At 69.7% G+C, this 25343-nt stretch carries 24 protein-coding genes; 16 read left to right on the top strand and 8 right to left on the bottom strand.

What is annotated here, in order from left to right; genetic code table 11:
* Positions 1-2424: a transglycosylase domain-containing protein gene (locus tag SAM23877_RS13825; RefSeq protein WP_174532213.1), complete on the bottom strand. Its 2424-nt coding sequence runs from the start codon at positions 2422-2424 to the stop codon at positions 1-3.
* A 224-nt stretch (positions 2425-2648) separates the two neighbouring features.
* Here SAM23877_RS13825 and SAM23877_RS13820 point away from each other — a divergent pair, with 224 nt between their 5' ends.
* Genes SAM23877_RS13820 through SAM23877_RS13805 form a run of 4 tightly spaced genes read left to right on the top strand, consistent with a single transcriptional unit; the run spans position 2649 to position 6158 of the window.
* Positions 2649-3455, top strand: coding sequence for an ABC transporter permease (locus SAM23877_RS13820; RefSeq protein ID WP_107291867.1), 807 nt, complete (start codon positions 2649-2651; stop codon positions 3453-3455).
* Positions 3448-4287, top strand: a complete 840-nt coding sequence (locus SAM23877_RS13815) for an ABC transporter permease (RefSeq protein WP_244902938.1) — start codon at positions 3448-3450, stop codon at positions 4285-4287. The genes SAM23877_RS13820 and SAM23877_RS13815 overlap by 8 nt, the downstream gene beginning before the upstream one ends.
* Positions 4284-5288 (top strand): ABC transporter ATP-binding protein, encoded by a 1005-nt coding sequence (locus tag SAM23877_RS13810; RefSeq protein WP_053131637.1) that lies wholly within the window; start codon positions 4284-4286, stop codon positions 5286-5288. The genes SAM23877_RS13815 and SAM23877_RS13810 overlap by 4 nt, the downstream gene beginning before the upstream one ends.
* A gap of 33 nt (positions 5289-5321) precedes the next feature.
* Positions 5322-6158: a DUF1707 SHOCT-like domain-containing protein gene (locus SAM23877_RS13805; RefSeq protein ID WP_053131634.1), complete on the top strand. Its 837-nt coding sequence runs from the start codon at positions 5322-5324 to the stop codon at positions 6156-6158.
* A gap of 36 nt (positions 6159-6194) precedes the next feature.
* On the opposite strand, the gene SAM23877_RS13800 is transcribed toward SAM23877_RS13805, so the two are convergent.
* Positions 6195-7562, bottom strand: coding sequence for an SGNH/GDSL hydrolase family protein (locus SAM23877_RS13800; RefSeq protein ID WP_053131631.1), 1368 nt, complete (start codon positions 7560-7562; stop codon positions 6195-6197).
* Between the two features lie 197 nt (positions 7563-7759).
* On the opposite strand from SAM23877_RS13800, the gene SAM23877_RS13795 reads away from it, so the two are divergent.
* The 3 genes from SAM23877_RS13795 (at position 7760) to SAM23877_RS13785 (ending at position 11469) form a co-directional block, all read left to right on the top strand.
* A complete protein-coding gene (locus tag SAM23877_RS13795) occupies positions 7760-9229 on the top strand; it encodes a DUF445 domain-containing protein (RefSeq protein WP_053142447.1) in 1470 nt (489 codons plus the stop codon).
* A 99-nt stretch (positions 9230-9328) separates the two neighbouring features.
* On the top strand, positions 9329-10849 hold the full coding sequence (locus tag SAM23877_RS13790; protein ID WP_053131628.1) for an MFS transporter: 1521 nt from the start codon (positions 9329-9331) through the stop codon (positions 10847-10849).
* 254 nt (positions 10850-11103) lie between these two features.
* Positions 11104-11469, top strand: coding sequence for a VOC family protein (locus SAM23877_RS13785; protein ID WP_053131625.1), 366 nt, complete (start codon positions 11104-11106; stop codon positions 11467-11469).
* A 13-nt stretch (positions 11470-11482) separates the two neighbouring features.
* Here SAM23877_RS13785 and SAM23877_RS13780 read toward each other — a convergent pair whose 3' ends face one another.
* Positions 11483-11785, bottom strand: a complete 303-nt coding sequence (locus tag SAM23877_RS13780) for a hypothetical protein (RefSeq protein WP_053131621.1) — start codon at positions 11783-11785, stop codon at positions 11483-11485.
* A 328-nt stretch (positions 11786-12113) separates the two neighbouring features.
* Here SAM23877_RS13780 and SAM23877_RS13775 point away from each other — a divergent pair, with 328 nt between their 5' ends.
* From SAM23877_RS13775 to SAM23877_RS13760, 4 genes are all read left to right on the top strand, one after another.
* Positions 12114-12995, top strand: coding sequence for an alpha/beta fold hydrolase (locus tag SAM23877_RS13775; RefSeq protein ID WP_053131619.1), 882 nt, complete (start codon positions 12114-12116; stop codon positions 12993-12995).
* Positions 12996-13165: 170 nt separating this feature from the next.
* A complete protein-coding gene (locus SAM23877_RS13770) occupies positions 13166-13639 on the top strand; it encodes a carboxymuconolactone decarboxylase family protein (protein ID WP_053131616.1) in 474 nt (157 codons plus the stop codon).
* 174 nt (positions 13640-13813) lie between these two features.
* Complete coding sequence (locus tag SAM23877_RS13765; RefSeq protein WP_053131613.1) at positions 13814-14632, top strand: SAM-dependent methyltransferase; 819 nt, start codon at positions 13814-13816, stop codon at positions 14630-14632.
* Between the two features lie 134 nt (positions 14633-14766).
* Complete coding sequence (locus SAM23877_RS13760; protein ID WP_053142444.1) at positions 14767-15255, top strand: hypothetical protein; 489 nt, start codon at positions 14767-14769, stop codon at positions 15253-15255.
* Positions 15256-15259: 4 nt separating this feature from the next.
* On the opposite strand, the gene SAM23877_RS37345 is transcribed toward SAM23877_RS13760, so the two are convergent.
* Positions 15260-15487, bottom strand: a complete 228-nt coding sequence (locus tag SAM23877_RS37345) for a DUF397 domain-containing protein (RefSeq protein ID WP_079030191.1) — start codon at positions 15485-15487, stop codon at positions 15260-15262.
* A complete protein-coding gene (locus SAM23877_RS13755; RefSeq protein ID WP_053131610.1) occupies positions 15488-16333 on the bottom strand; it encodes a helix-turn-helix domain-containing protein in 846 nt (281 codons plus the stop codon).
* A gap of 218 nt (positions 16334-16551) precedes the next feature.
* On the opposite strand from SAM23877_RS13755, the gene SAM23877_RS13750 reads away from it, so the two are divergent.
* Positions 16552-17184, top strand: coding sequence for an ATP-binding protein (locus SAM23877_RS13750; RefSeq protein ID WP_053131607.1), 633 nt, complete (start codon positions 16552-16554; stop codon positions 17182-17184).
* A 59-nt stretch (positions 17185-17243) separates the two neighbouring features.
* Here the strand turns inward: SAM23877_RS13750 and SAM23877_RS13745 are convergent, their stop codons facing one another.
* Positions 17244-18230, bottom strand: a complete 987-nt coding sequence (locus SAM23877_RS13745) for a hypothetical protein (protein WP_053131604.1) — start codon at positions 18228-18230, stop codon at positions 17244-17246.
* A 355-nt stretch (positions 18231-18585) separates the two neighbouring features.
* Here SAM23877_RS13745 and SAM23877_RS13740 point away from each other — a divergent pair, with 355 nt between their 5' ends.
* The 4 genes from SAM23877_RS13740 to SAM23877_RS37340 are packed head-to-tail and all read left to right on the top strand — an operon-like array spanning position 18586 to position 22993.
* A complete protein-coding gene (locus SAM23877_RS13740) occupies positions 18586-19236 on the top strand; it encodes a hypothetical protein (protein WP_053131600.1) in 651 nt (216 codons plus the stop codon).
* A gap of 17 nt (positions 19237-19253) precedes the next feature.
* Positions 19254-20675, top strand: a complete 1422-nt coding sequence (locus SAM23877_RS13735; RefSeq protein ID WP_053131597.1) for a ParB N-terminal domain-containing protein — start codon at positions 19254-19256, stop codon at positions 20673-20675.
* A complete protein-coding gene (locus tag SAM23877_RS13730; RefSeq protein WP_053131595.1) occupies positions 20672-22489 on the top strand; it encodes a DEAD/DEAH box helicase in 1818 nt (605 codons plus the stop codon). Before SAM23877_RS13735 ends, SAM23877_RS13730 begins: the two co-directional genes overlap by 4 nt.
* Positions 22490-22531: 42 nt before the next feature.
* Positions 22532-22993, top strand: a complete 462-nt coding sequence (locus SAM23877_RS37340; RefSeq protein WP_079030190.1) for a very short patch repair endonuclease — start codon at positions 22532-22534, stop codon at positions 22991-22993.
* Here the strand turns inward: SAM23877_RS37340 and SAM23877_RS13725 are convergent.
* Positions 22925-24289: a DNA cytosine methyltransferase gene (locus SAM23877_RS13725; RefSeq protein WP_079030189.1), complete on the bottom strand. Its 1365-nt coding sequence runs from the start codon at positions 24287-24289 to the stop codon at positions 22925-22927. The two genes, SAM23877_RS37340 and SAM23877_RS13725, sit on opposite strands and share 69 nt — an antisense overlap.
* A 382-nt stretch (positions 24290-24671) precedes the next feature.
* Positions 24672-25115, bottom strand: coding sequence for a hypothetical protein (locus SAM23877_RS13720; protein ID WP_053131593.1), 444 nt, complete (start codon positions 25113-25115; stop codon positions 24672-24674).
* Between the last annotated feature and the right edge of the window lie 228 nt (positions 25116-25343).

The raw sequence follows: 25343 nt of genomic DNA, 5'->3' as shown, positions 1-25343 counted from the left end.
TCACTGGCGCCGGGGTGTGACGGGGATGCCGGCGACGGTGCCGGTGTCCGGCTCCCCGCCGCCCGCCCCGCTGGTGTCGCCGCCGCCCTCGGTGGTGCCGCCGTTCGACGAGTCGTCCCCGCCGCCACTGCCGTCGCCGCCGCCGGTGGGGCCCGGCTCGGTGCTGGCGCCGCCGGTGGTGGGTCCGCCGGTCGACGGGTCGCCGGTGCCGGTGTCGCCGGTGTCACCCGGCGGGGTGCTGCTGCCACCGGTTGCGCCCGGGGTCTCGTCGCCGGTGTCCTCGTCGCCGGTCGAGCCCTCGTCCGGGTCGCCGCTGCCGCTCTCGTCGCCGGAGCCCGGTTCGTCGGAGGCCGCGCCGGAGGGGGCCTCGGTGACGTCGGCGCCGGTCATGAGCCGGAGGTCGAAGTCGGTGACCGGCTCGCCCTTCAGGGCTTCGCGGGTGTACTGGCCCCAGATCTCCGCGGGTGCGCCGCCGCCGTTGATGCGGTCCAGGCCCATGGCGCCGTACAGGGACTTGTGGGCGGCGGTCTTCGGGTCCTGGCCCATCACCGAGATGACGGTGGCGAGCTCGGGGGTGTAGCCGGCGAACCAGGCGGCGGTGTCCTCCTCGGCGGTGCCGGTCTTGCCGGCCGCGGGGCGTCCCGCGGCCTGGGCGGCGGTGGCGGTGCCGTTCTCGACGACGCTGCGCAGGACGGAGGTGGTGGTGTCGGCGGCCTCGCGGCTGACGGCCTGGCGCTCGCGCCGCTCGGGCAGCTCGACCTCCTGCTTGCCGTCCTTCGTGACCTTCTCGACCAGCGTGTAGGTGCCGTGCCTGCCGTGGTTGGCGAGGGTCGCGTAGGCCTCCGCCATGTCGAGGGGGCTGGCGGTGGCCACGCCGAGGGCGATGGAGGGGGAGGGGGTCAGTTCGGGGGTGTTCTTGGAGAGGCCGAGGTCGATCGCGGTCTGCTGGACCTTGTCGGAGCCGACGTCGACGGCCATCTGCGCGTAGACGGCGTTGATGGACTTGTCGGTGGCCTCGCGGACGGTCACGTCGCCGTAGTCGTGGTGGTCCTCGTTCTCCGGGGCGTAGCGGCCGCCGCTCCAGCCCTGGACGGGGCGTTCGCTGGTGCCGTCGTAGATCGTGTTGGGGTTGATCATGCGGCCGTCCTGCGTCTCGGAGTGGTTCTCGACGGCCGAGGTGAAGACGAAGGGCTTGAAGGTGGAGCCGACCTGGAAGTCGCGGCGGACGGCGTTGGGTGTGTACTGCTTGACGTAGTCGATGCCGTTGTACATCGCGACGACCTTGCCGGTCCCGGGGTCGACGGAGGCGCCGCCGGCCCGGACGTAGCTGTCGACCTTGCGGTCCTTGTCCAGCTTGGACATCAGCTTGTCGTCGACGGCCTTGACGAAGGCGTCCTGCTTGTCCTTCTGCAGGGTGGTGGTGATGCGGTAGCCGCCGCGGCCGAGTTCCTCCTCGTCGACGATGCCGTTCTGGATCAGGTGGTCCCGGACGATGTTGACGACGTAGCCGCGCTGGCCGGACATGCCGGTGGAGATGGTGGACTTCTTGGGGGCGGGGAACTTCGCGGCGGCGCGTTCGGCGGGGCTGAGCCAGCCCTTGTCGACCATGCCGTCCAGGACGTAGTTCCAGCGGGACTCGGCGGCGGGCCGGTTCTCGGGGTGGGCGACGACGTCGTACTGGCTGGGGGCGTTGAGCAGGGAGGCGAGGTAGGCGCCCTGGGCCGGGGTGAGGTCCTTGGCGTCGATGCCGAAGTAGGCCTGGGCGGCGGCCTGGATGCCGTAGGCGCCGCGGCCGAAGAAGCTGGTGTTGAGGTAGCCCTCGAGGATCTCGCTCTTGCTCTTCTCCCGGTCGAGCTTGATCGAGATGAAGAACTCCTTCACCTTGCGGGTGACGGTCTGTTCCTGGGCGAGGTAGTAGTTCTTGACGTACTGCTGGGTGATCGTGGAGCCGGACTGCTTGCCCTTGCCGGTGGCGGTGTTCCAGCCGGCCCGGACCATGGCCATCGGGTCGATGGCGGACTCGGTGTAGAAGTCGCGGTCCTCGGCGGCCAGGACGGCGTGCTGGGCGTCCTGGGAGATGCGGGCGAGGCCGACGTTCTCGCGGTTGACCTCGCCGTCGCGGGCGAGGACGCTGCCGTCGGCGTAGAGGTAGACGTTGGACTGCTTGAGGGCGAGCGCGTTGGCGGCCGGGATGTGGACCAGGGAGTAGCCGAGGAAGAAGCCGCCGACCAGCAGGAGGAGGCCGACGACGCAGGTGCCGAGCACGATGCGCCAGGTCGGGATCAGCCGGCGCCAGCCGGTGCGCCGGGGGCGCTTGGGCTTCGTGGGCTTCCCCGGGGCGTCGGTCCCCGGGGAGCCGGCCGCCTGCGGCTCTCGCGGGGCCCAGCCCTGGTTCGGCTGCTGCGGCTGCGGCTCGTCGCTCATCTCGTGCACGGACTCCTGTTTTCGCGTCGTACGGTCTTCTCCCGTACGGCCTTGTCAACGCTTCTGCGCCCTCTGGCGCCCCTGATGCCTCTGACGCCCTCTGAAGAAGACTCTCGCACCGGGCGTTCCGTTCCCACTCGGCGGCACACCCGTGAAAATCCGTGGCACGGGCGGTCGCCGTCGCACTAGGCTCCTGCGCTTCGGTGCCGGTCGGGGGGAGGGCTGTGGGTGTGGGCTCGGGGCGGTTGTACGTGGCCGTCGCGGCGGGGGGATTCCGACGGTACGCGACGTATCGGGTGGCCACCGCCGCCGGGGTGTTCACCAACACGGTCTTCGGGTTGGTGCTGGTGTACACCTATCTGGCCCTGTGGGACGAGAAACCGCAGCTCGGTGGCTACGACCAGGCGCAGGCCGTGACGTTCGTGTGGCTGGGGCAGGCCCTGCTGGCGGCGCTGGCGATCGGGGGCGGCGGCTTCGAGGACGAGCTGATGGAGCGCATCCGTACGGGTGACATCGCGGTGGATCTGTACCGGCCGGCGGATCTCCAGCTGTGGTGGCTGGCGGCGGACGTGGGGCGGGCGCTGTTCCAGCTGGTGGCGCGTGGGGTGGTGCCGTTGGTGTTCGGTTCGCTGTTCTTCCCGGTGGAGCTGCCTCGGGAGGTGTCGGTGTGGGCCGCGTTCCTGGTGGCGGTGGTGCTGGGGATGGTGGTGAGTTTCGCGTTGCGCTATCTGGTGGCGCTCTCGGCGTTCTGGCTGCTGGACGGCACGGGGGTGAAGCAGATGGGGTGGATCGTGGGGCTGTTCTGCTCGGGGATGCTGCTGCCGCTGAACGTGTTCCCGGGGGCGCTGGGCGAGGTCGTGCGGGCGCTGCCGTGGTCGTCGTTGCTCCAGGCGCCGGCGGACGTGCTGCTGGGGGAGGCCGGTGCGCTGGGGACGTTCGTCTTCCAGGGGGTGTGGGCGGTGGCGCTGCTGGCGGTGGGGCGGCTGGTGCAGGCGGCGGCGACGCGCCGGGTGGTGGTGCAGGGTGGCTGAGACGGCGCACGCGGCCGGCCGGGGGCGGGTCGCGGAGGGGCTGCGGGTGTACGGCCTGATCGTGATGATGTGGGTCCGGTCGACGATGGCGTACCGGACGTCCTTCGTGCTGACGGCGTTCGGGAACTTCGCGATCACGGCGCTGGACTTCGTGGCGATCCTGCTGATGTTCTCCCGGGTCGACGCCCTGGGCGGCTGGTCCCTGTCGGAGGTGGCCCTCCTGTACGGGCTGTCCGGGGTGTCCTTCGGGCTGGCCGACCTGGCGATCGGCTCGATGGAGCGGCTGGGCCGCCGGGTGCGGGACGGCACCCTGGACACGTTGCTGGTGCGTCCGGCGCCGGTGCTGGCGCAGGTGGCGGCGGACCGTTTCGGGTTGCGCCGGCTGGGCCGGGTGGTGCAGGGGCTGCTGGTGCTGGGGTACGCGCTGACGGTGGTGGACGTCGACTGGTCGGTGGCGAAGGTGCTGCTGATGCCGGTGATGCTGCTGAGCGGGGCGGGGATCTTCTGCGCGGTGTTCGTGGCGGCGGCGGCGTTCCAGTTCGTGGCGCAGGACGCCTCGGAGGTGTCGAACGCCTTCACCTACGGCGGGACGACGATGCTGCAGTATCCGCCGACGGTGTTCGCGCTGGACCTGGTGCGGGGGGTGACGTTCGTGGTGCCGTTGGCCTTCGTGAACTGGCTGCCGGCGTGTTACGTGCTGGGGCGGCCGTATCCGCTGGACCTGCCCCGGTGGGTGGCGTTCGCGCCGCCGCTGGTGGCCGTGGCGTGCTGCGCGCTGGCGGGGCTGGCCTGGCGGGCGGGGCTTCGTTCGTATCGGAGTACGGGGAGTTGAGGGCGTTGGCGGAGGCGGCGGACGGAGTGGGGTCCGGGGCGGGGTACATCGAGCTCGTCGGGGTGGAGAAGGTCTTCGACGTGCGCAGGAGGACGGGCTTCCTGAAGCGGGAGCGGCGGCGGGTGCGGGCCGTGGACGGTCTGTCGTTCTCCGTGGCGCGTGGCGAGATGGTCGGCTACATCGGTCCGAACGGTGCCGGGAAGTCGACGACGATCAAGATGCTGACCGGCATCCTGACGCCGAGCGGTGGCCGGCTGCGGGTGGCCGGCATCGACCCGTCCCGGGAGCGGACGCGGCTGGCGCGCCGTATCGGGGTGGTGTTCGGGCAGCGGACGACGCTGTGGTGGGACCTGCCGCTGATCGACTCCTACCGGCTGATGCACCGCATGTACCGCATTCCGGACGCCCGTTACCGGGAGAACCTGGACCGTTGCGTGGAGCTGCTCCAGCTGGAGGAGCTGCTGGACGTGCCGGTGCGGCAGCTGTCGCTGGGGCAGCGGATGCGCGGCGACATCGCGGCGGCGCTGCTGCACGACCCGGAGGTGCTGTACCTGGACGAGCCGACGATCGGCCTGGACGTGGTCTCCAAGGCGAAGGTGCGGGGTTTCCTGCGGGACCTGAACGCGGAGCGCGGCACCACGGTGCTGCTGACGACGCACGACCTTCAGGACATCGAGCAGCTGTGCTCGCGGGTGATGGTGATCGACCACGGGCGGCTGATGTACGACGGTCCGCTCGCCGGGCTGCACGAGGCGGGGGAGAGCGAGCGCACCCTGGTGGTGGACCTGGAGCGGGAGTTGCCGCCGGTCGTGGTGGAGGCGCCCGCGCGGGTGGTGCGGGTGGAGGGGCCGCGGCAGTGGCTGGCGTTCCCGGCGTCGGCGTCGGCGGCGGGGCTGGTGGCGCGGATCGCGGCGGAGTATCCGCTGGTGGACCTGTCGGTGCGGGAGCCGGACATCGAGTCGGTGATCGCCAAGATGTACGCGGAACGCTCGAGCGCGTAGTTTCCGGCGCGGTGACCTCGTAGGCTGCTGTACATGACCGACGACGCCCCGGAACTCCGCGCATCCGACGCCGACCGTGAACGAGTCGCCGAGGTCCTGAGGGACGCCCTCGCGGAGGGCCGCCTGGACATGACCGAGTTCGAGGAGCGGCTGGACGCCACGTACAGCGCGCGTACGTACGGGGAGCTGGCGCCGATCACCAGGGACCTGCCGGTCGGCGGGGCCGTCGTGGCGCCCAAGGTGTCGATGACCAAGGAACCGGTGGCGGAGGGGGACTGGGCGGGCCGGGTCACCGGCGGCGAGGGGTCGTCGTCGTGGGCGGTCGCCGTGATGTCCGGGTTCCAGCGCAAGGGGCGCTGGACGGTGCCGAGGCGGTTCACCTCCTTCGCGTTCTGGGGCGGCGGGGAGATCGACCTGCGCGACGCGTACTTCGCCGAGCGGGAGGTCGTGATCAACTGCGTGGCGATCATGGGCGGGGTGGACGTGATCGTGCCGCCGGGTGTCGAGGTGCTGGTGCGCGGTGTCGGCGTCATGGGCGACTTCGACCACCGGGAGTCCGGTGTCCCGGGTGACCCGGGGGCTCCGCGCGTGATCGTGACCGGCTTCGCCTTCTGGGGCGGCGTCGGCGTCCGCCGCAAGCTGACGCGGGCGGAGAAGCTGCGGGCCCGGGAGGAACGCCGGCAGGAGAAGCTGGAGCGCAGGGCCGCACAAGGGGACCTGCACTCCTCCACCCGGGAGGAGCTGGCGGACGCCCACCGCAGCATGATCGAGGGGCACCGGGAGATGCTGCGCGGGCACCGCGACGAGCGCCGCGAGGAGCGTGAGCTGCGCCGCGAGGAGCGGGACCGCCGCAGGCGGGACGAGGACTGAGCCGCGCGCCGCGCCCGTCGGCCGGGGGCGTCCCGGTCACAGCTGGACCGGCGCGGCGCCCTTCAGGTCGTCCAGGTCCAGGGTCCGGCCCATGCGCGCGTACCCTTTGTCGCTGGGGTGCAGGTGGTCGCCGCTGTCGTACTCGGAGCGCAGCCGGCGCGGGTCGTAGGGGTCGCGCAGGGCCTTGTCGAAGTCGACGACCGTGTCGAACACGCGGCCCGAGCGGATCTCCTCGTTGATCTCCTGCCGCATCGCCTCGCGGGCCGGCGTGTGACCGCCGTGCCCGCCGAACGGCGTGATCGTCCCGCCGACGACCTTCAGTCCCCGGTCGTGGGCCTGGCCGGTCAGGGTGCGCAGGCCTTCGAGGACGCGGTCGCGGTCGGCGAGTTCCGGGCTGTGCAGGATGTCGTTGACGCCGATGAGGATGACGACGACCTTGGCGTTGGTGCGGCCCAGGACGTCCCGCTCGAACCGGCTCAGCGCGCTGGGGTTGTCGGCGGGCCGGCCGGACCTGCTGGTCAGGATGCGGTTGCCGCTGATCCCCTGGTTGACGACGCTGTAGCGGGGCGTGTCCCGCCCGTTGCGGGCCGCGTCGTGCAGGCGCTCGGCGAGGACGTCGGTCCAGCGGTGGTTCGCGTTGGTCCGGGAGCCGAGGCCGTCGGTGATCGAGTCGCCGAAGGCGACGACGGTGCCGTCGGCCTCGTGGCTCAGTACGTCGAGCGCGGTCAGGTAGCGCCAGTACGGGGTCTCGGTGGTGTAGGCGAGGGCCGTGACGTCCGAGGCGCGGTCGCCCTCGGCGAGGTAGCTGATCTGCTGCGCGCGCGGGTGGTAGGTGACCGGGCCGGACGGCACGGGGGAGTACGTGGTGACCAGGACGTCCGCGCCGTACGGGACGGCGATGCGGGCGATGTCGCTCATCACCTGTCCGCCCGCCGGGATGACGACCCGGGGGCTGCCGGCGAAGGTGAGCCGGCGCATGGTGTCGGCGAGCGCGGCGGCGGTGTCGGGGCCGGCGGCCAGGGCGACGGAGGCGTGCGTGATGGTCAGCGGGGACTGCCCGTACAGGTTGGACAGGGTGATCCGCGCGCCCGTACCGCCGATGCTCGTGTGCACGACGTTGCGCACCGAGAGGCCGGCCATGCCGGTCGTCCCGGTGCCCGGCTCGGCCGCCGCCGGTGAGGCGGACCAGGCTCCGACCCAGTTTCCGGTGGAGGCGGGGGCGGCGTCGCCCCGCGGGAAGCGGCCGCCGGCGACCGGTGGTGTGCGGTCCCCGGTGCCGTCGTCGGCGGACGCACCGGCGTATATGGCCGCGGAGATCGCCACTATCAGGGTGACGATCGCCGCGAGCAGGGCACGGTGCTTGGTGGGAGGTGCCCCCGTACCTCCGTCACGACCCCGGGTCATGCTGTGCTGTTCTCCTCGGGCGAGGGGAGCCCGAAGCTCCGGTCCGATGAACCCATGATGCGTCATGGGCCGGGGAAAGGCCGTACGACCCCCGGGCGTTCCCCCTCCCGGACAGACGCCGGGAACTTGTGTTCCGTTCCGGGAGTCGGTCAGGAAGGGACAATGTGTGCGGGACGTAACAGCGAACGGTGGAGCGGATGCAGAGCAGTGAAGCGGAACGTCCGGACGGCTCCGGCGGCTCCGGCGGCTCCGGTGGTTCCGGCGGCCCCGGTGGGGCCGGCGGTACGACCCGTACCGGCCGTACCGACCGTGCCGGTGGTACCGGTGACCTCGGCGGGCCCGCCGGGGCGGGCGCGCGACCGTCCGTCGCGGCCGGTGCCCCCGGCGCCTTCCGCGACCGCGCGATGACGTCCTTCAGCCCGGCCGACGAGGAGAAGCGGCGCGGCGTGCGCCGCATGAAGCTCACCGCCACCGGCCTGCTGCTGTTCGTCGCCGTGGTCTACGTCCTGGCCGAGTGGGCCGCCCACCGCGGCGCGGGCGCCTGGGCGGGCTATGTCGCCGCCGCCGCCGAGGCCGGCATGGTCGGCGCGCTCGCCGACTGGTTCGCGGTCACCGCCCTCTTCCGCCACCCGCTCGGCCTCCCCATCCCGCACACCGCGATCATCCCGAAGAAGAAGGACCAGCTCGGAGTCTCGCTGGGCGAGTTCGTCGGCGAGAACTTCCTCTCCGAGGACGTCGTACGGCAGCGGCTGCGCGCCGTCGGCATCGGCAGCCGGCTCGGCGCCTGGCTCGCCGTGCCGGAACACGCCGACCGGGTGACGGCCGAGCTGTCCGCCGCCCTGCGCGGCGCCCTGACCGTGCTGCGCGACTCCGACGTGCAGGCGGTCGTGGGGGAGGCGATCACCCGCCGGGCCGACGCGCAGGAGATCGCCCCCGGCATCGGCAAGCTGCTGGACCGGATCGTCACCGACGGCGGCCACAAGCGCGCCGTCGACCTGATCGTCTCCCGCGCGCACGACTGGCTGGTCCTGCACGGCGACTCCGTGATGGACGCCGTACAGGGCGGGGCACCCGGATGGACCCCCCGGTTCGTGGACAAGCGGGTCGGCGAGCGCGTCTACAAGGAACTGCTGCGCTTCGTCACCGAGATGCGGGACATGCCCGCCCACCCGGCGCGCGGCGCCCTCGACCGCTTCCTCGCCGACTTCGCCTCCGACCTCCAGTCCGACACGGACACCCGCGCGCGCGTGGAGCGGCTGAAGACCGAGGTGCTGGGGCGCGGTGAGGTCCAGGACCTGATCGCGTCCGCCTGGACGGCCGTACGGTCCATGATCGTCTCCGCGGCGGAGGACGAGCGCAGCGAACTGCGCCTGCGGGTCCGCGCGTCGCTGCTGTCACTGGGCGCCCGGATGGCCTCCGACCCCAAGGTGCAGGGCAAGGTCGACGGCTGGGTCGAGGGGGCCGCGGTGTACGTGGTCACCACCTACCGCCGCGAGATCACCTCCCTGATCACGGACACGGTGGCGAGCTGGGACGCCGAGCACACCACGAAGAAGATCGAGGCGAACATCGGCCGCGACCTCCAGTTCATCCGTATCAACGGCACGGTCGTCGGCTCGCTCGCCGGGCTGCTGATCTACACGGTCTCCCGCATCCTGGGGGCGTAGGGCCGCCGCTGCGGGCGGCCCCGCGGCCTCCCGGCGCGGCGGGCGTGTTCCTCCCGGTGCAGGGCACAAGGGAGGCGTTCGCCCGACGGAGAGGGAGCCATGACAGCAGAATCGTCGTCGGCCTCGGTGCCCGCCCCGACCGGTACGGTCACCACGGCCGTCCCCGCCCGCCTGGACCGGCTGCCCTGGTCACGGTGGCACTGGATGATCGTGATCGGTCTGGGCACCGTCTGGATCCTGGACGGCCTGGAAGTCACGATCGTCGGCAACGTCGCCGGGCGCATCGCCGAGGACGGCAGCGGACTGGACATCAGCTCCGCCCAGATCACCGGCCTCGCCGCCGCCCTGTACGTGGCGGGCGCGTGCTGCGGGGCCCTGTTCTTCGGCTGGCTGACGGACCGCTACGGCCGCAAGAAGCTGTTCATCACGACCCTGGTCGTGTATCTGGCGGCGACCGCGCTGACGGCCCTGTCCTTCGAGTCCTGGTGGTTCTTCCTCTTCCGCTTCCTCACCGGCTTCGGCATCGGCGGTGAGTACGCGGCGATCAACTCCGCGATCGACGAGCTGATCCCGTCCAAGTACCGCGGCCGGGTCGACCTCATCATCAACGGCAGCTACTGGCTCGGCGCGATCGGCGGCTCCCTGCTGTCCATCGTGATGCTGGACACCGACATCTTCCCCAAGGACCTCGGCTGGCGGCTCAGCTTCGCCCTGGGCGTGGTCCTCGGCCTGGTCATCCTCCTGGTCCGCCGGCACGTACCGGAGAGTCCCCGCTGGCAGTTCATCCACGGCCAGGGGGAGAAGGCCGACGCCCTCGTCTCCGCCGTCGAGCGGGAGGTCGAGGAGGAGAAGGGCGAGAAGCTGCCGCCGCCGGCCGGTGAGATCACCATCCACCAGCGCAAGAGCATCGGCTTCGGCCTCATCGCCAAGACCGTCTTCGGCCGCTACCCGCGCCGCGCGGTCCTCGGGCTCTCCCTCTTCATCGGCCAGGCCTTCCTCTACAACGCCATCACCTTCGGCTTCGGCACCATCCTCATCACCTTCTTCGACGTGCCGACCGGCAGCACGGGCTACTACTTCGCCGTCATCGCCGCGGGCAACTTCATGGGCCCGCTGCTCCTCGGCCACCTCTTCGACACCGTCGGCCGCCGCATCATGATCTCGAGCACGTACCTGCTCTCCGGCATCCTGCTCTTCGGCACGGCGTACCTCTTCGACCGCGGATCGCTCACGGCGACGACGATGACGGCCTGCTGGTGCGTGGTGCTGTTCTTCGCGTCGGCGGGCGCCTCCAGCGCCTACCTGACGGTCTCCGAGATCTTCCCGATGGAGACCCGGGCGATGGCCATCGCCTTCTTCTACGCGCTCGGCACCGCCGCCGGCGGCATCAGCGGCCCGCTGCTCTTCGCCGACCTCACCGAGTCCGGGGTGGTCTCCGACACGGTCCTGGCCTTCCAGATCGGCGCCGGGCTGATGTGCGCGGCCGGCCTGGTGGCGGCGTTCCTGGCGGTGAAGGCGGAACGGCGCTCGCTGGAGGACATCGCGGCGCCGCTGTCGTCGGTGGCGGCGGACTCGGGGGGCTCGGCGGGGGCGCCGGGGTCCGGGACGGCGAAGGCGTAGCGTCGGGACCGCCGGCCGTGGTGCCCCGGTGCCCGCCCACGGCCTGGGCACCGCCGCCGGCGGCCTGCGCACCACCCCCTGGGCCGTCGGGCGCACCGGCCCACGGGTCCACGGGTCCACGGGTCCACGGGCCCACGAGTCCACGGGCCCACGAGTCCACGGGCCCACGAGTCCACGGACCCACGGGCCCACAGGTCCACGGACCCACAGGTCCACGGGCCGTGAGGAGCCGACCGACCGCGAGGAGCCGCCCGATGACCATCCGCCGCATCGTCCCCAACCACCAGGTCGCGTCCGAGGACCAACTGACGACCAGCCGCGACTTCTACGGCCTGCTCGGCTTCGAGGAGGTCATGAACATGGGCTGGGTGACGACCCTGGCCTCCCCGGCCAACCCCACCGCCCAGATCAGCTTCTTCACCGAGGAGCGGACCGCCCCCGTCGTCCCCGACCTGAGCGTGGAGGTCGAGGACGTCGACGCGGTGTACGCCCGGGTGCTCGCCGCGGGCGCGGAGATCGTACGGGAGCCGCGGGACGAGGAGTGGGGCGTACGGCGCTTCTTCGTCCGCGACCCCGGCGGGCGGGTGGTGAACGTACTCACGCACCTGCCACAGCCGTGAGGGCTTCCCGTACTCAGCCCCGCCGGTCGGCGACCGCCCACGAGGCCAGTGCCACGGCACCGGCCACCCCGAGGACGGCGGGCCACGCGCCCACCTTCTTGGCCAGCGGGTGGGACCCGGCGAAACCGGCCACGTACGCGGCCGTCAGCGCCCCGGCCGCCCGCCCGCCGGCCCGCTCCCGCCACTGCTGCGCCGCGGCCGCTCCGGCGACGGCGAGCACGGCCCCGCCGAGCTGCCGCTTCTTCGTCCAGCGGGCCACGCCGTACCCGCCGACGAGACCACTCGCGGCGACCACCGCGCTGGGGACCTTCGCCATGTCTGCCTCCTGCTCCTGCTGTGCCGGCTCCTGCTGTGCCGGCTCCTGCTGTACCGACTCCTGCCGTACCGACTCCTGCCGTGCCGAGTACTGGAGCCGAGGCTAATCCGCGGCGGGGGCGGCGCACGCGCCGGGGGAGCGGACGCGGCGCACGCGCCGTGGTGAGCGCCTATCCGCCCCTGTTCGGCGGCTTTTGTCGCTCCAACGGCCGAACGCCGGGCCCTGTCCGCGTCACTTCCGGGGTACCCGCCGAGTTGAGGCTGACCACGGCCGGCCGGCCGGACCAGGCCGGAGCCGACGACGGACGGAACGAGGGAGCAGTGGGCCGATGAGCACGCAGAGCCCGGGCACGGACCGTACCCGTGCCCGTACGGTCATGGTGGACGGCGCCCGAGTGGCCTGCCGGGAGTACGGCCCGCCCGACGCCGAACCGGTGCTCCTCCTGCACGGCTACCCCGCCGACCACCAGTGCTGGCGCCACCAGGTGCGGCCCCTGTCCCGCACCCACCGGGTCATCACCCCGGACCTCCTCGGCTGGGGCGGTTCCGACCGCCCCCTGCACCTGTCCTTCGACTACGACACCGAGGTCGCCCGGCTCGGCCGGTTGGTGGACGCCCTGGAGCTGGAGTCGGTGAACCTGGTCGGCCACGACTACGGCGGCTTCCTCGCCCTGGGCTTCGCCGAGACCCACCCGGGGCGCGTACGCCGGCTGGCCGTGCTCAACAGCCGCGCCCACTCCACCTTCACCCCCCGCTGGTACGCCGTCTTCAGCCTGCTCGGCGTCGCCGCGCGCACGCCCGTACTCCGGTCGGCGGCCCTGCGCGTGCCCTACGCCGCCCTCCACCGCCGTACCTTCGCGCCGCTGGTCCGCGCGGGCCACCTCGATCCCGGCGTCCTGTCCGGTTACGTCGACTGGATGGACACGCGGGAGGGCCGGCGCTGGCTGCTGCACTACTTCGCCGACTACCGCACCCCGCCCCGCCCCGAACTGCGCCGGCGCCTGGCCGCCGTCCCCTGCCCCACGGCGGTCGTCTGGGGCCGCGCGGACCCGTACCTCAGCCCGTCGATCGCGACGGAGCTGGCCGAGGCGGTACCCGGGGCCGAACTGACGATGCTGGAGGAAGCCGGCCACTGGGTGATGGACGAACGCCCGGCCGAGGTCACGACGGCACTCACCCGGCTGCTGGCACGCCCCACGCCGAACGGCTGAGACACGGCGGCGGCCTCCGCCCGCCCTGTCACGTCCGCGCCCGTGTCTCGTTGTCACCGTGTACGCCCCCCGCGCGGCGATGGCCTGACGGCCCGGCACACAGCGCACGCGTACGCAGCGCACGCCGACCACGCCGGTCACGCCGCCCACGCCGAAGGAACGAACTCACCATGGACGCTCGTCTCGACATCTTCGCCAACCCGATCGCGGGCAAGGTCATGCGCCACATCAACTCGGCCGGCAAGATCCTGACCGACTCGACGCTGCCGGCCGCGACCCAGGAGCTGGTGAAGATCCGCGCCAGCCAGATCAACGGCTGCGGCCTCTGCCTCGACATGCACACCAAGGACGCCGCGGAGGCGGGGGAGACCGCGGTACGCCTCAACCTGATCGCGGCCTGGCGGGAGGCGAAGGTCTTCACCGACGCCGAGCGCGCCGCCCTGGAACTGACCGAGCAGGGCACCCGCCTCGCCGACGGCGCGGGCGGCGTCACCGATGAGGCCTGGGCGAACGCGGCCGAGCACTACGACGAGGACCAGCTCGCGGCGCTGGTCGGGCTGATCGCCCTCATCAACGTGTACAACCGCGTGAACGCCATCACCCGGCAGCCCGCGGGCGACTACCAGCCGGGCATGTTCGGCTGACGCCCCACGACGCACCGGTCGACGGCTTCCCCGGCGCGGGAGCGAGCCGTCGGCCGGATCCCCAACTCCCCCCGCCCGCACCGGCGTCGAAGCCACCCTTCCCGCACCACCCCGGCCCCGCCGGCGCTAGGTTGGTGTCCGGATCACCGACATCGACCCCGAGGAGACCCTGCCGTGTCGGACACGAACTCCGAGCTCGCGGCCACCGCGGAGATACGGGCCCGGATCGACACCACCACCCCGCACTCGGCCCGCTTCTGGAACTACTTCGTCGGCGGCAAGGACAACTACGAGGTCGACCGCGAGATCGGAGAGCAGATCAAGGAGATCTTCCCCGGGCTCGTCGACGTGGCCCTCACCAGCCGGCTCTTCCTGGGCCGCGCCGTCCGGCACCTGGTCGCGGAGCACGGCATCCGCCAGTTCCTGGACGTCGGCACCGGCCTGCCCACCGCCGACAACACCCACGAGGTGGCCCAGCGCGTGGCCCCCGACGCCCGGATCGTCTACGTGGACAACGACCCGATCGTGCTGGCCCACGCGGGCGCGCTGCTCACCAGCACCCCCGAGGGCAGGACCGCCTACCTGGACGCCGACCTCTACGACCCCGACGCCGTCCTGGAGGCCGCCGCCGGGACCCTCGACTTCTCCCGGCCGATCGCCCTGATCATCCTCAACACCCTCGGCCACGTCGCCGAACACGACCAGGCACGCGACCTGGTCCGCCGTCTGGTGGCGGGCCTCCCCTCGGGCAGCCACCTGGTCATCAGCGACAGCACCGCGACGAGCGAGGGCATGATCGCCGCCTCCAACGCCTACAACGCCAGCGGAGCGACGCCCTACCACGTCCGCAGCGTCGAGGAGATCGCCGGCTTCTTCGAGGGCCTGGACCTGCTCGCCCCCGGCGTCGTCCGGGTCACGGAGTGGCGCCCGGAGGCGGACACCCCGAGCGCGCCCGCCGTCGACGCGTACTGCGGGGTGGGGCGCAAGCCGTGAGGCCGACCGCGCCCGGCCGCCAGGCCGCCCGCTGACCCGACGCGCGCTCGGTGCGGCGGACGAAGCCGCACCGGCGCCGGGCGCCCCGGAAAAGCGGGTGCGCCCGGCGGACGGCGCCCTCTACCGTGCCGGGCATGCACGTCGTCTTCACCAAGGGCCCCGGCACGAGTTACGACATCGCCGTCCACCGCGAGACCGGCCCCGCGCTCGCCCCGCGCAACGGCCCCGGCGGTCACCCGTACCTCCCGCACGACCTGGTGCACCTCCTCGTCGAGGCCGAGGCGGGCATCAGGCTGGGCGTCTACGGGCGGCTGGCCGCTGGCGACAACGGCCTTTTCTGGCCCGCCGACCCCGCGGAGCGCACCAGGGCCAACCGCCGCCGCAAGACGAAGCGACCGCGGCCGAACCCCGAGGCGAAGGCCGACATGGCCCGCTCGGAGGAACTGGCGGGCATCGCCGTACCCGTCTGGGAGCTGCGCCACGGCCACACACGGGAGCTGCCGGCGTACGTGACGGCGGGGGAGATCCCGCCGGTGATCGACCGCATCGTGTCCCGGCTCGACGAGTACGGGGAGCGCTGGCACGGGCTGCCGGTGGGAGGGTCGCTGACGGTGGCGTGGTGACGCCTCACGGGTGGGGCGCGAGTCCGTGTTCCCCGGCTGGATGCAGCGCGTCTACGAAATGACGCCAGGCCCCGGGGCTCACGGAGAGGACCGGGCCGTTCGCCCGTTTCGAGTCGCGTATCAGAGTTCGGGTCGGGGCGTAAGCGCACTCGAGACACTCGGTGGCATTGCCACCGCTGTGCGACGACTTGAACCACACAAGGTCAGCGGCAACCGGGAGACCGGTGGGCATTCACAACTCCTCGCGGACGCGATGGATCAGGGCGGACGAAGCTTCCATGTCCAACGCTTGTGCGCGGAGGTACTCGAACGCAAGTCTGTAGCGCTCCAGTTCCTCCTCCTTCTCCAGGAACAGCGAGCCCGTGTGGAAGTCGACGTACACGACATCAAGGGCTGACTCGGTACCACCGATGATGACGAAGCTCCCGAGGGCGGCGGAGTGGGCTCCCTTGGAGAAGGGGAGTACCTGAAGCGTGATGTGAGGAGAATCGTTCGCGTCAAGCAGCCGGTCGAGCTGTTCCTTCATGGCCTCCGGTGACCCGACGACCCGGCGGATCACGGACTCGTCGAGGATCGCCCAGAGGCGCGGTGGCTTCGGCCGCGTCAGGATCTCCTGCCGCCTCATGCGGATGTCCACCAGCCGTTCGATCTCGGTGGGCTCCAGAGGTACCTCGTTCGCCCGCTGCAGGGCGGTGCTGTAGGCGCGGGTCTGCAGGAGGCCAGGGACGTAGACACAGGAGAAGTGGTCTTCCCGTACAGCGTCGTCCTCCAGGGTCAGCAGCAGGTTCATGCTCTCCGGAATGGAGTCAGCGAACGAATTCCACCAGCCTTGCTGCTTGGCGTCTTTGGCTAGCCCTACAACGGCCGTTCGCTCGGCGTCTGTCGCGTCGTACTCCCGGCACAGGGCGTCGACGACGATCCACCTCACCGGCCCCGCCTGCGTCTCGTAACGGCTGACCGTGGCCTTGGAAACCCCGACAAGCCGACCGGCCTCCTCCAGGGTCAGTCCTTTGGCTGCACGCAACTTCCTCAGCATGGCGCCGAGTTGGCGGCGACGAGTGGTGGTCCTCACGGTCATGCGGGCTTCTTCCTGCGCCTGCGCCGGGCGGTCGCACCGGGCCTGATCAGGTTAGGCAGAGACGGGACCCCCCACCCCCGATTCACTCGATGGAGTCCCATGAGAAGTTCCATGGAGAGACTTCTCTGTGTCATTCTCCCCTTACGGACCGCTACGCAGTGCAGCCGGACGGACACGGTGGGCGCAGCACGTGCGTGGCTCGGGAGGGAGAAGTTCGCATGCTCGGCGACGACGTCAGGGAACATCGGCACCGATCTGTTCTGCCTTTCACGGCAGCGCCGGCCGAGGTGCGTCTGCTACGGCAGGCCGCCACGGCTCAGCTGGGTCATTGGGGCCTGCCCCAAGCCGTGGAGGAGACGGAGCTGGTGGTCACGGAACTGGCCGCGAATGTCATCAAGCACGTAGGTGAGGGCACGTCCGCCACGCTGGTCCTGGAGTGGGACGGCGAGCGGCTGCGCGTAGAAGTCCACGACAAAAGCCGAGCCGTGCCGTCCCTGTCCGTGGTCAGCTGCGGCGACGAGTGCGGACGCGGCCTGCACCTGCTCGCCGCCGTGACAGCGGACTGGGGGACGATTCTGACGGCAGCCGGAAAGTCGGTGTGGTGCGAGATCGCACTCGGGTCCGAGTGGGTGTGCCAGCGGATGGAACGGGCTGCTGCGGCTCTCCGGAGTTACCGCCCTGGGGGTGCCACTGCTCTAGAGGGCCGGCTGCACGACGCCGCCCTCAAGGAGTCCGCGGTTGAGCTGATCGCTGACTTGCTGCACTGGACGGCTTCCCGAGGCTTTGATCCAGACGACATCCTGGACCAGGCTCAGCTGCACTACGAAGCTGAGCCGGGCATTGCCGCCTGAGTGTTTCGTTCAGCCTCCTCTCCGCATCACGTGATGGCAGTGCGGCGTACCAGGCCTTGTTATCTGACAGTCCCGGCTCCCTCTGCCCGGGACAGGGCAGACCCCGGGTGGGCGGCGGCCGTGCGCAGCAGCGTCTCCGCATCCGTGACGGCTTGCTGCTCGTGCAGTATCAGTGCTGCCCTCACCACGTCATGGTCGTGGCGGTCACGCGCGAAGATGTGGACGAGGTTGTCGGCCAGATCGTGCTGCTCCCATTTCCTCAACAGCGCTATCAATAGGGCCACTTCCGCAGGCGTGTAAGCGTCCGCCGTGTGCCGCAGGAGCGCGAGGGTGGTGTCCGGCCGGCTGCCGCTGAGCAGCTCCTCAGCGCGACGGCCGACGTTGCGGGCTGCCAGGGCTCCGTTTTTGCTCTGTTGCCGGTCCCCTTGTGGGTGGGGGACCGGCAACAGAGTTGCGGCGCGCGCCCCTCCCTGAAACCTTTCCGGGCCGGCTCCGCTCATGGGGTTCGGCTGAGTGTCCTTCACCCGCTGCGTCTCCTGCTTCAGCCCGGTGATGCGCCGACGGAGTTCACTGAGTTCCCGCGTGCGTTCTGCCGCCGTCCGTTCGAGCCGTTCATGGGTCTCCTTCAGAGACCGGAGTTTCTGGCCAGCGGCACGCGCTGCGTCCCTGTGCTGCGAGCAGTTACCGCATCGCTCCTGCTCGGCTCTCGCACGCAGTTCCAGCAGCTCGCCGTGTGTGATGCCGAGCTTCCGGCCGTCCCCGGCGTCCCGGCAGGCGGTGTTGAAGATGAACGCGGCCGTCCTGTCTGGTGGGATGCGCCGCCCCTGTAGGTAGCGTGTCAGCGTCGTCTCGCTGACCTTTAAGTACTCGGCCGTCTGGGCCTGCGTCGGATGGGTAGTCCTCGCACCCTCAGAAGTCGTGACGGCGAGGTGGCGGCAGATCCTTTGCAGCGCCGTGGCCAGCCGCCGCCTGTCCGGCAGGACATCCTGATCGAGTTCCTTCTCCGTCCATGCGAACGGGCGACGGCTGTTGCTGCGCTTTGCCATGGGGCAAACCTCCGCGTATGCGGCATAACTGGCCATGCGTGGCGCCAGTCAGTGACGTTGTCCGCCATTGTGCCGGAGGGTAACTGGCTTCTGCCTGGCGGTTTTTGCTTCCTCTCTTGCCAGTTGGTGCGCAAGTTGCATCGAGAGGGTTCGAAGCGGTTTCGATGTGCCACGATTTAGGAGTCAGCCACCAGGGATGTGGGGGTGGCGTGAGCCGCACATTCACGGATGACTCAGGCATGTCTATTCGTGTGCGGCAGACCGCCTAATCGTGTGCGTTTTCTAGGGGAGGGGACCCGTCGTGACGTTGCCGTCGTGGCAGGAGACCAGTGTCGGAAACCACAAGCTGGGGAGTATGGCGCGTGCCGCTCTCTGGTTGATTCAGGTCGTCGGGGAAGGCGAGATCTTCACCGTGGCCAAGCTGCGCGAGGCATTTCCGGACGTGGCGCAGATTGACCGGCGCATGCGCGGTCTGCGCGACTACGGATGGGAGATCTCGACGGCCCGCGAAGACCCGGAGCTGCTTCCTCAGGAGCGTCGCTTCGTAACGCGCGGCAAGGACGTGTGGGTGCCGGGCCACGCGAAGGGGCCGAGCCACAAGTCGAGCATCACCAACGCCCAACGGATGAAGGTGATGCAGGCCGACGGGAACCTGTGCCGGACGTGTGGCATCGGCGCCGGCGAGGCGTACGAGGACGGTGTCACGCAGGCGGTGCTGAACATCGCCCGGCGGCAGGTGACGCTGGCGGACGGCAGTGTCACCCACCAGCTGGTCACCGAGTGCCAGCGCTGCGGGCGGGGCACCGTGGACCGGTCTGTGCACCTGCCGGGGGTGCTCTCCCGGATCGAGTCGCTGGCACCCCTCGAGCGGAGCGTACTGAGCGGCTGGGTGAAGAACGACCAGCGCACGTACAGCTCGCTGGAGGTGCTGTGGGGCCTGTACCGGACCCTGCCGGAGGACTCCCGTAAGGCTGTGGCCGACGCCCTTGACGGTACGGACGACTGAGACAGGACGGGACGACGATGATGCGCGAGTTTCCGGCCCCGCCGCGGGCGGCCGAGTTCGGTGATCTGATCAGCAAGAAGGTCGAGGAGGTCAAGGCGTCTGGCGGTACCCGCGAGACCGTGACCGTCGACTGGAACGGGCAGCAGGCCCATGTCGAAGTGATCGACCTGCCGCTCAGCAGCCTTTTCTACAACCCCAGCACGCACCGGATCCGGGCTCAGCGAAGCCACGACTCCGAGCGGGACGCGGCTCTGGAGAAGGACCCCTGGAGCGTCGAAAGCCAGGACTATCTTCAGTTCCTACTCAAGGCGTCCCCTGCGGACCCGAATCTTCGGGACAAGGAGTTCGACACCCTCAAGGAAAGTCTCGATCAGTTCGGGCAGAACGACCCTGGCCTGGTGACCCGGCACGGAGTGCTGGTGAACGGAAACACCCGGGCCGCCGCGCTGCGCGAGCTCGGGGCCCAGTCGATGCGGGTCGGTGTGCTGCCTGCTTCGTTCACCTGGGCCGACATCAACGCCGTCGAACTGTCCCTGCAGCTGCGCAAGGACCATCGGCGGGACTACTCCTACATCAACCGTCTCATCGCCATGGAGGAACAGGCGGCTTTGGGGCGTACGCCGGAGCAGATCGCCAAGGACTTCCGAATTCAGGTCCGTACCTACCATCAGGAGCGGTGGATCCTGAGCACGATCCGCGAGCTGATCGAACGAAGCCGCGCCGGCGGCGGCAACGGGCTTCGCCTGGTCGACTGGGAAGGCGCCCAGGAGCGGCTCAAGGAACTCCAGCGGCTGTACGTCAAGCTGGAGACGGTTGACCGTGACCAGGCGGAGGTCCTCAAGGAACTCCGCCTGGCCGCGATCCTGCTCAACTTCTCTAAGACGGATGTCCGCCACATCAACGAGGACTTCCTGAAGGACGGGCTTGAGCAGCGGCTTATCGCAGGGGGTGCCAGTCCGGCCCAGCCGCAGTCAGTCTCGATTCCGGGGCTTGGCCTGGAGGTGCCCGCCGCCTCCTCGGCCGTCGCCGAGGCACGCGCCATGAACGACGAAATCCTCCGGGCCGCCGCCGTCGTGAGCAGTGAGACGCCGGCGATCGGAGACCAGGGAAAGGCCGCCGCGCAGGACGTGCTCGACAGTGCTAAGGCGGCCTTTGACGGGGCCATCGAAGCGGCCGGACGCAACACCCGGCTCCGCAAGCGCAAGCAGCTTGCCCCGGCCCGGCTGGCAGAGGCCTGCGCGAGCATCGACCAGTGTGTGAACGACCTGGTGCAGGCACGTACCTCTCGCAGCCTCGACGAGGAGGCGTTCGACGACGCCGTGGTCAAGCTGCGTGACAGCCTGCTGAAGCTCGCGAAGCAGGCCGGCCGCGGTCTTCCCCAGCCTGGGGACGGTGTGTCGTGGCTCCTGGAAGCGGTCTCGGCGGAGGGCTCTCAGTGACCAGCTCCGTCGGCGAGAAATCGCTGCGTCTCGGGTTCGACGAGACCCGGACCCGTGTCGTTCTGCGCACCACGGAATCGTTCCAGCAGGAACTCGTACAGCTGGCCGCCCGGTTCCGTACCGGCGGCCAGCTCGGCCCGCTGAGTGCCTCCGTCTCCCTGGATGAGCTTCTCGCGGACCTCGGCCTCCTCGGCACATGGTCAGATCCTGCCGGTGTGGAGTGGGCGGACGACCTGAGAGACCTTGTTTCCGGAGTGGTCCAGGACGCCCACACCGTGCAGCAGCGGCTTGCGGGCCGGGAAACGCCCGGTGAGGTCGCGTCCGATGAAGTACCCGCGCTCCTCGGGGAGACCTGGAAGGGCGAACTCAGCGAGTTCCAGCGCAGGGACATCGCCAAGCTGCTGTCGCTACAGCACGGCGCCAACTTCAGCGTGCCCGGCGCGGGCAAGACCCGGGTCGCACTGGCCGTGTACGCGGCGCAGAAGGCGGCCGGCCGGGTAAGCCGACTGCTGGTCGTCTGTCCCAAGTCAGCGTATGAGTCGTGGCGTTACGAGACCGCCGAGTGCCTTATCCATCCGTTGCGCATCAACGTGCTGGATGGATCACTGGATCAGTGGGCTGAGGTGCTCGTGGTGAACTACGAGCGCCTTGACCGGTCGCTGTCCATGCTGGCCAGTTGGCTCAAGGCGGGCCCCTCCATGATCATTCTGGATGAGGCGCACCGGATGAAGCTGGGCGCACGTGGCACCTACGGGGCTGCCTGCATGGCGCTGGGACCGCTGGCCGCGCGGCGGCTGATTCTCACGGGAACACCGGCTCCGAACGGTTCCAGGGACCTGGAGAACCTGCTGGGCTTCGTCTGGCCGGGACACGGCCAGCGCACGGTGGTCCAGGCGGTGGCAGGGGGAAATCTCGCGCACGCGAGCTCTGTTCTGCGGCCACTGTTCACACGGACTACGAAGCACGAACTCGGCCTGCCTCCCGTGCAGCTGGGGCTGCGCTTCGTCGACATGCCACCGCTTCACGACGAGATCTACGCGTCTCTCGTGGGCGGGGAATCCAGTGGGGCTGCGCGCGAAGACCTGAGCTCACTCGGGAAAACAGCTCTCCGGCTCCTCATGGCCGCCACGAGCCCAGCGCTCCTCCTTGAGGGGGCCAGCCGGTACGAGCCGCTTGCGTACCAGCTTCCGCCGATCGACCCCCCTCAGGGAAGCTCGCTGTACTCCCTGATGCAGAACCTGCCTGACTACGAGCTGTCGCCCAAGTACAAAGAGGCCGTGACCATCATCGCGGAGAACGCCGCCCAGGGCCGAAAGACGCTGGTCTGGACGACGTTCGTGAGGAGCCTGACCACGCTGGAGCGCATGCTGGAGAAGTACAGTCCGGCCGTCGTTCACGGCGGTACCCCCGACCGGGACGAACAACTGCGCCGGTTCCGTGAGGACCCGGGGTGCATGGTGCTCATCTCCAACCCGGCCACTCTGGGTGAGGGCATCAGCCTGCACCAGATCTGTCATGACGCGGTCTACGTGGACCGTGATTTCATGGCGGGCCGGTTCCTGCAGAGCCTGGACCGCATTCACCGCCTAGGGCTTGCCCCCGATACGGAGACCAGGGTCACGGTCCTGGCGGTGCGGAACTCCATCGACGAGGTCGTGGCCGCGCGCCTGGAACAGAAGCTGGAGTTTATGGGGCGGATCCTCGACGATCCCACCGTGCAGCAGCTCGCCGACCTCGAAGAGGAGCCGTCGGTCGCCGCTGGTCTCGCACCAAGCGACATCGAGGCACTGCTGGCTCACATGGGAGGCCGCTAGGACCGGCACGTGCCGCGGGCTCGCGGGACTACCCTCTGCGGTGTGTCCCACGAAGCCGAATGGGAAGCCCCGGAAGGTTCCTGGGCTTCATCCGCAGCACGCCGCCGCAACATGCAGGCGATCCGCAGTCGTGACACGAAGCCGGAGATCCTGATCCGGCGTCTCGTACATGCCGCCGGGCTGCGGTACCGGGTGGCGGCCCGCCCTCTGCCGGACCTTCGCCGGACGGCGGACATGGTCTTCCGTTCGGCGAAGGTGGCAGTCTTCATCGACGGCTGTTACTGGCACGGCTGTCCTGAGCACTACGTCCCGCCGAAAACGAATTCCGGATACTGGTCTGAGAAAGTACTGCGCAACGTTCGCAGAGACCGGGATACGGATCAGAAGCTGGAAGAGGCGGGGTGGCTTGTGCTCCGCTTTTGGGAGCACGAGCCGTCAGGAGCTTGCGCCCGCGAAATTGCTGCTGTGGTCCTTAATCGAAGGGCTGGCCGTGACGGTGCCTGACACGGAGATTTCCATCTGCTCAGGCTCGCTTCCCGGTGCCTTTGCTGCTGAGCCGTCCATCGTGTAGTTCGCGAGAAGTTCGTCGCGGTGCTCAGGTCGCAGCACGGCAGCGATCGCCCGCCCGACAGCCTCGGCCACGGGCGGCGGGAAAGCGTTTCCGACCTGGCGATACCGTGCGGTCTTCTTGCCTTGGAAATTCCAGTCGCGCGGAAATCCTTGAATGGTGGCTGCTTGTTCCACGGTGAGCATTGGACCGGCTTCCCGGAAAAGGTCGCGCTCGGCGTCGCATGTCTCTGGATCGTTGGCGACGCCCATGGCGTTCACCTTCATCGCGGCCCACGCCCTCTTTGCCCGGGTGGGTCCCAGGTCCGCGCCACCGTGCTTTCGTGAACCGCCCACCAGCGTGGGCGCCACGCCACGGCCCAGAGCGGCAGCCTTCTCGGCGGCTGCGCGCCACTCGTCGTAGACGTCCTTGCCGGTGCGCTCGCCGGGCTGCGCCTGCTCGCCCCGCTGGTTCTTGTCCCAGAACTTCTCGCAACGCTCGCGCATGGAGGGCTCAAGGCGGTCGAAGACCGTAGCGCGCCCAGTGTTGACATGCAGTGGCCAACGGAAGTCAGAGGGTTCTTTCAGGACGCTCTTGTGGAAGGCCACCAGAATAGCCCTTGGGCGCAACTGGGGGACTCCGAAGTCGCTTGCGTCAAGACGACGCCAGATCTTCCGCATGGCTAGATCCTGCGCCTTGGCTGACTGCGCTGTGTCGACGCCGGGAACAACGTAGCCAGATTTCGCGAGGTGACGCAGGATCCAGTTTCGGTATTCGATGAAGAACTCGGGCGGCTCTAGAATGCCGCGCACATTCTCGATCATCACTGCTTTGGGCTTCAGTGTGTCGATGATTTCCAGAGCGGCCGGAAACAGGTCGCGCTCATCGTCCCTTCCCAGCCTTCTTCCGGCCAAGGAAAAGGGCGGGCATGGAACACCGCCCGCCAGCAGATCGAGAGGTCCTGCTTCGTCGTCCTTCTCTGGCTTCAGGTTCAGGTCCGAGAGGACGTCGGATTTCAGGAAATCTCTGACATCCATGGGGTCGATCTTGCGAGCTTTCTCCGGTGTCCAGCGCGGCCAGTTGCCGACGTTGGCTCGCAGCGTGCTCACAGCGTGAGCGTCCCACTCCACGAGAGCAAGGTGATCGAACCCGGCATTGTGAAGCCCAACGGCTTGCCCACCGGCCCCTGCGCAGATCTCGATCGATGTCAGTGGCTGGCTGAACCGTGGGCGCTCATGACCGCTGGGGGGCATGACTCTCCTTCTGCGTGGCTTCTCGTGCGAGAGCCAGTGATCTCCGTGTGAGCCCTCGACATCAAGAGTCTCGCACTTCGCAGACGCTTCTGTTTGCCCCACTGCTGGGCGTCCCTTGCGTCCTGTTTTAGCCGTATCGAGGCGGTGGCTGGTGGGGTAGCAGGGCCTGTCGTCTGCCGACACGGCGGGCAGGAAGTGAACGTGCGTGGCAGTTACCCGCGCCCTGATCCGACGCTGCTTGCGTGAGGACCCGCTCGTGCGGCGTGCTGTCTTCTCGGCTAGGGCGCCCGCCTCCTTGGACTCCGCGGCCCTCGGAGGCGGGCTGCCCGTCGACGGCGTCACATGGGAGTGACACCCGGGCGTGCGCGCACCGGGCAGGTGATCAGGACGAGACGAACCTGTGGTCGAGCACGATCTCGTTGCCGTCCTTGACCCGGTAGGAGAAGATCTGGCTGTGGTCGAGCACGATCTCGTTGCCGTCCTTGACCCGGTAGGTGATGATCTGGAACCTGTTGTCCTCGGGCAGGTCGCCGCTCTTCCACGAGGTGCACTGGCCGGCGCTGAGGCCCGAGGTGGATGCGGTGCGGACGACGTCGTAGTTCGAGTTGAACGCCTTCGCCTTGACGCCGTAACCGTCGGCGTTGGTGTCGCAGGCCCTGAGCGAGTCGCCGGGCGTGGAGCCGGACGGGTTGGCGTTCCACTGGGCGTAGCCGTAGTTGCCGGCGGGGATGTTGTCGTAGGCCGACGCCGAGGTCGAGATCCCGATCACGAGGATCCCGCTCGCCACCACTGTGCCGATCGCCTTGGTCTTCGAGCCGATGCGCATCAGGCTGTCCTCCCCATCGGGGCGTACACCGATTGTGCCGCCCCATTCAAGGGGTGATCATGCCGTGATCGAGTCGGCGGGTCCATGTGATTAAGACGGACGTTCAGGCGAGCTTGATCGTCATCGTGTCGGCGTCCCCGTCCGGTGGCGCCGCATGCCCCCTCCGTCCGCGGGCGGGTGTGCGCCCTACGGCCGGTGGTGGAGCCGTCGGGAGCGGGTGCTCCGATC

The sequence above is a fragment of the Streptomyces ambofaciens ATCC 23877 genome (assembly GCF_001267885.1).
GTDB classification, from domain to species: Bacteria; Actinomycetota; Actinomycetes; order Streptomycetales; family Streptomycetaceae; genus Streptomyces; species Streptomyces ambofaciens.
The sequence above is the reverse complement of the archived record's forward strand: the minus strand, read 5'-3'. Positions and strand labels throughout refer to the sequence as shown.

Coding starts and splice junctions, on each gene's coding strand:
- SAM23877_RS13825 (WP_174532213.1), bottom strand. CDS start 2,424: ATGAGCGACGAGCCGCAGCCGCAGCAGCCGAACCAGGGCTGGGCCCCG.
- SAM23877_RS13805 (WP_053131634.1), top strand. CDS start 5,322: ATGACCGACGACGCCCCGGAACTCCGCGCATCCGACGCCGACCGTGAA.
- SAM23877_RS13800 (WP_053131631.1), bottom strand. CDS start 7,562: ATGACCCGGGGTCGTGACGGAGGTACGGGGGCACCTCCCACCAAGCAC.
- SAM23877_RS13795 (WP_053142447.1), top strand. CDS start 7,760: ATGCAGAGCAGTGAAGCGGAACGTCCGGACGGCTCCGGCGGCTCCGGC.
- SAM23877_RS13790 (WP_053131628.1), top strand. CDS start 9,329: ATGACAGCAGAATCGTCGTCGGCCTCGGTGCCCGCCCCGACCGGTACG.
- SAM23877_RS13785 (WP_053131625.1), top strand. CDS start 11,104: ATGACCATCCGCCGCATCGTCCCCAACCACCAGGTCGCGTCCGAGGAC.
- SAM23877_RS13780 (WP_053131621.1), bottom strand. CDS start 11,785: ATGGCGAAGGTCCCCAGCGCGGTGGTCGCCGCGAGTGGTCTCGTCGGC.
- SAM23877_RS13775 (WP_053131619.1), top strand. CDS start 12,114: ATGAGCACGCAGAGCCCGGGCACGGACCGTACCCGTGCCCGTACGGTC.
- SAM23877_RS13770 (WP_053131616.1), top strand. CDS start 13,166: ATGGACGCTCGTCTCGACATCTTCGCCAACCCGATCGCGGGCAAGGTC.
- SAM23877_RS13760 (WP_053142444.1), top strand. CDS start 14,767: ATGCACGTCGTCTTCACCAAGGGCCCCGGCACGAGTTACGACATCGCC.
- SAM23877_RS37345 (WP_079030191.1), bottom strand. CDS start 15,487: ATGCCCACCGGTCTCCCGGTTGCCGCTGACCTTGTGTGGTTCAAGTCG.
- SAM23877_RS13755 (WP_053131610.1), bottom strand. CDS start 16,333: ATGACCGTGAGGACCACCACTCGTCGCCGCCAACTCGGCGCCATGCTG.
- SAM23877_RS13750 (WP_053131607.1), top strand. CDS start 16,552: ATGCTCGGCGACGACGTCAGGGAACATCGGCACCGATCTGTTCTGCCT.
- SAM23877_RS13745 (WP_053131604.1), bottom strand. CDS start 18,230: ATGGCAAAGCGCAGCAACAGCCGTCGCCCGTTCGCATGGACGGAGAAG.
- SAM23877_RS13740 (WP_053131600.1), top strand. CDS start 18,586: ATGGCGCGTGCCGCTCTCTGGTTGATTCAGGTCGTCGGGGAAGGCGAG.
- SAM23877_RS13735 (WP_053131597.1), top strand. CDS start 19,254: ATGATGCGCGAGTTTCCGGCCCCGCCGCGGGCGGCCGAGTTCGGTGAT.
- SAM23877_RS13725 (WP_079030189.1), bottom strand. CDS start 24,289: ATGCCCCCCAGCGGTCATGAGCGCCCACGGTTCAGCCAGCCACTGACA.
- SAM23877_RS13720 (WP_053131593.1), bottom strand. CDS start 25,115: ATGCGCATCGGCTCGAAGACCAAGGCGATCGGCACAGTGGTGGCGAGC.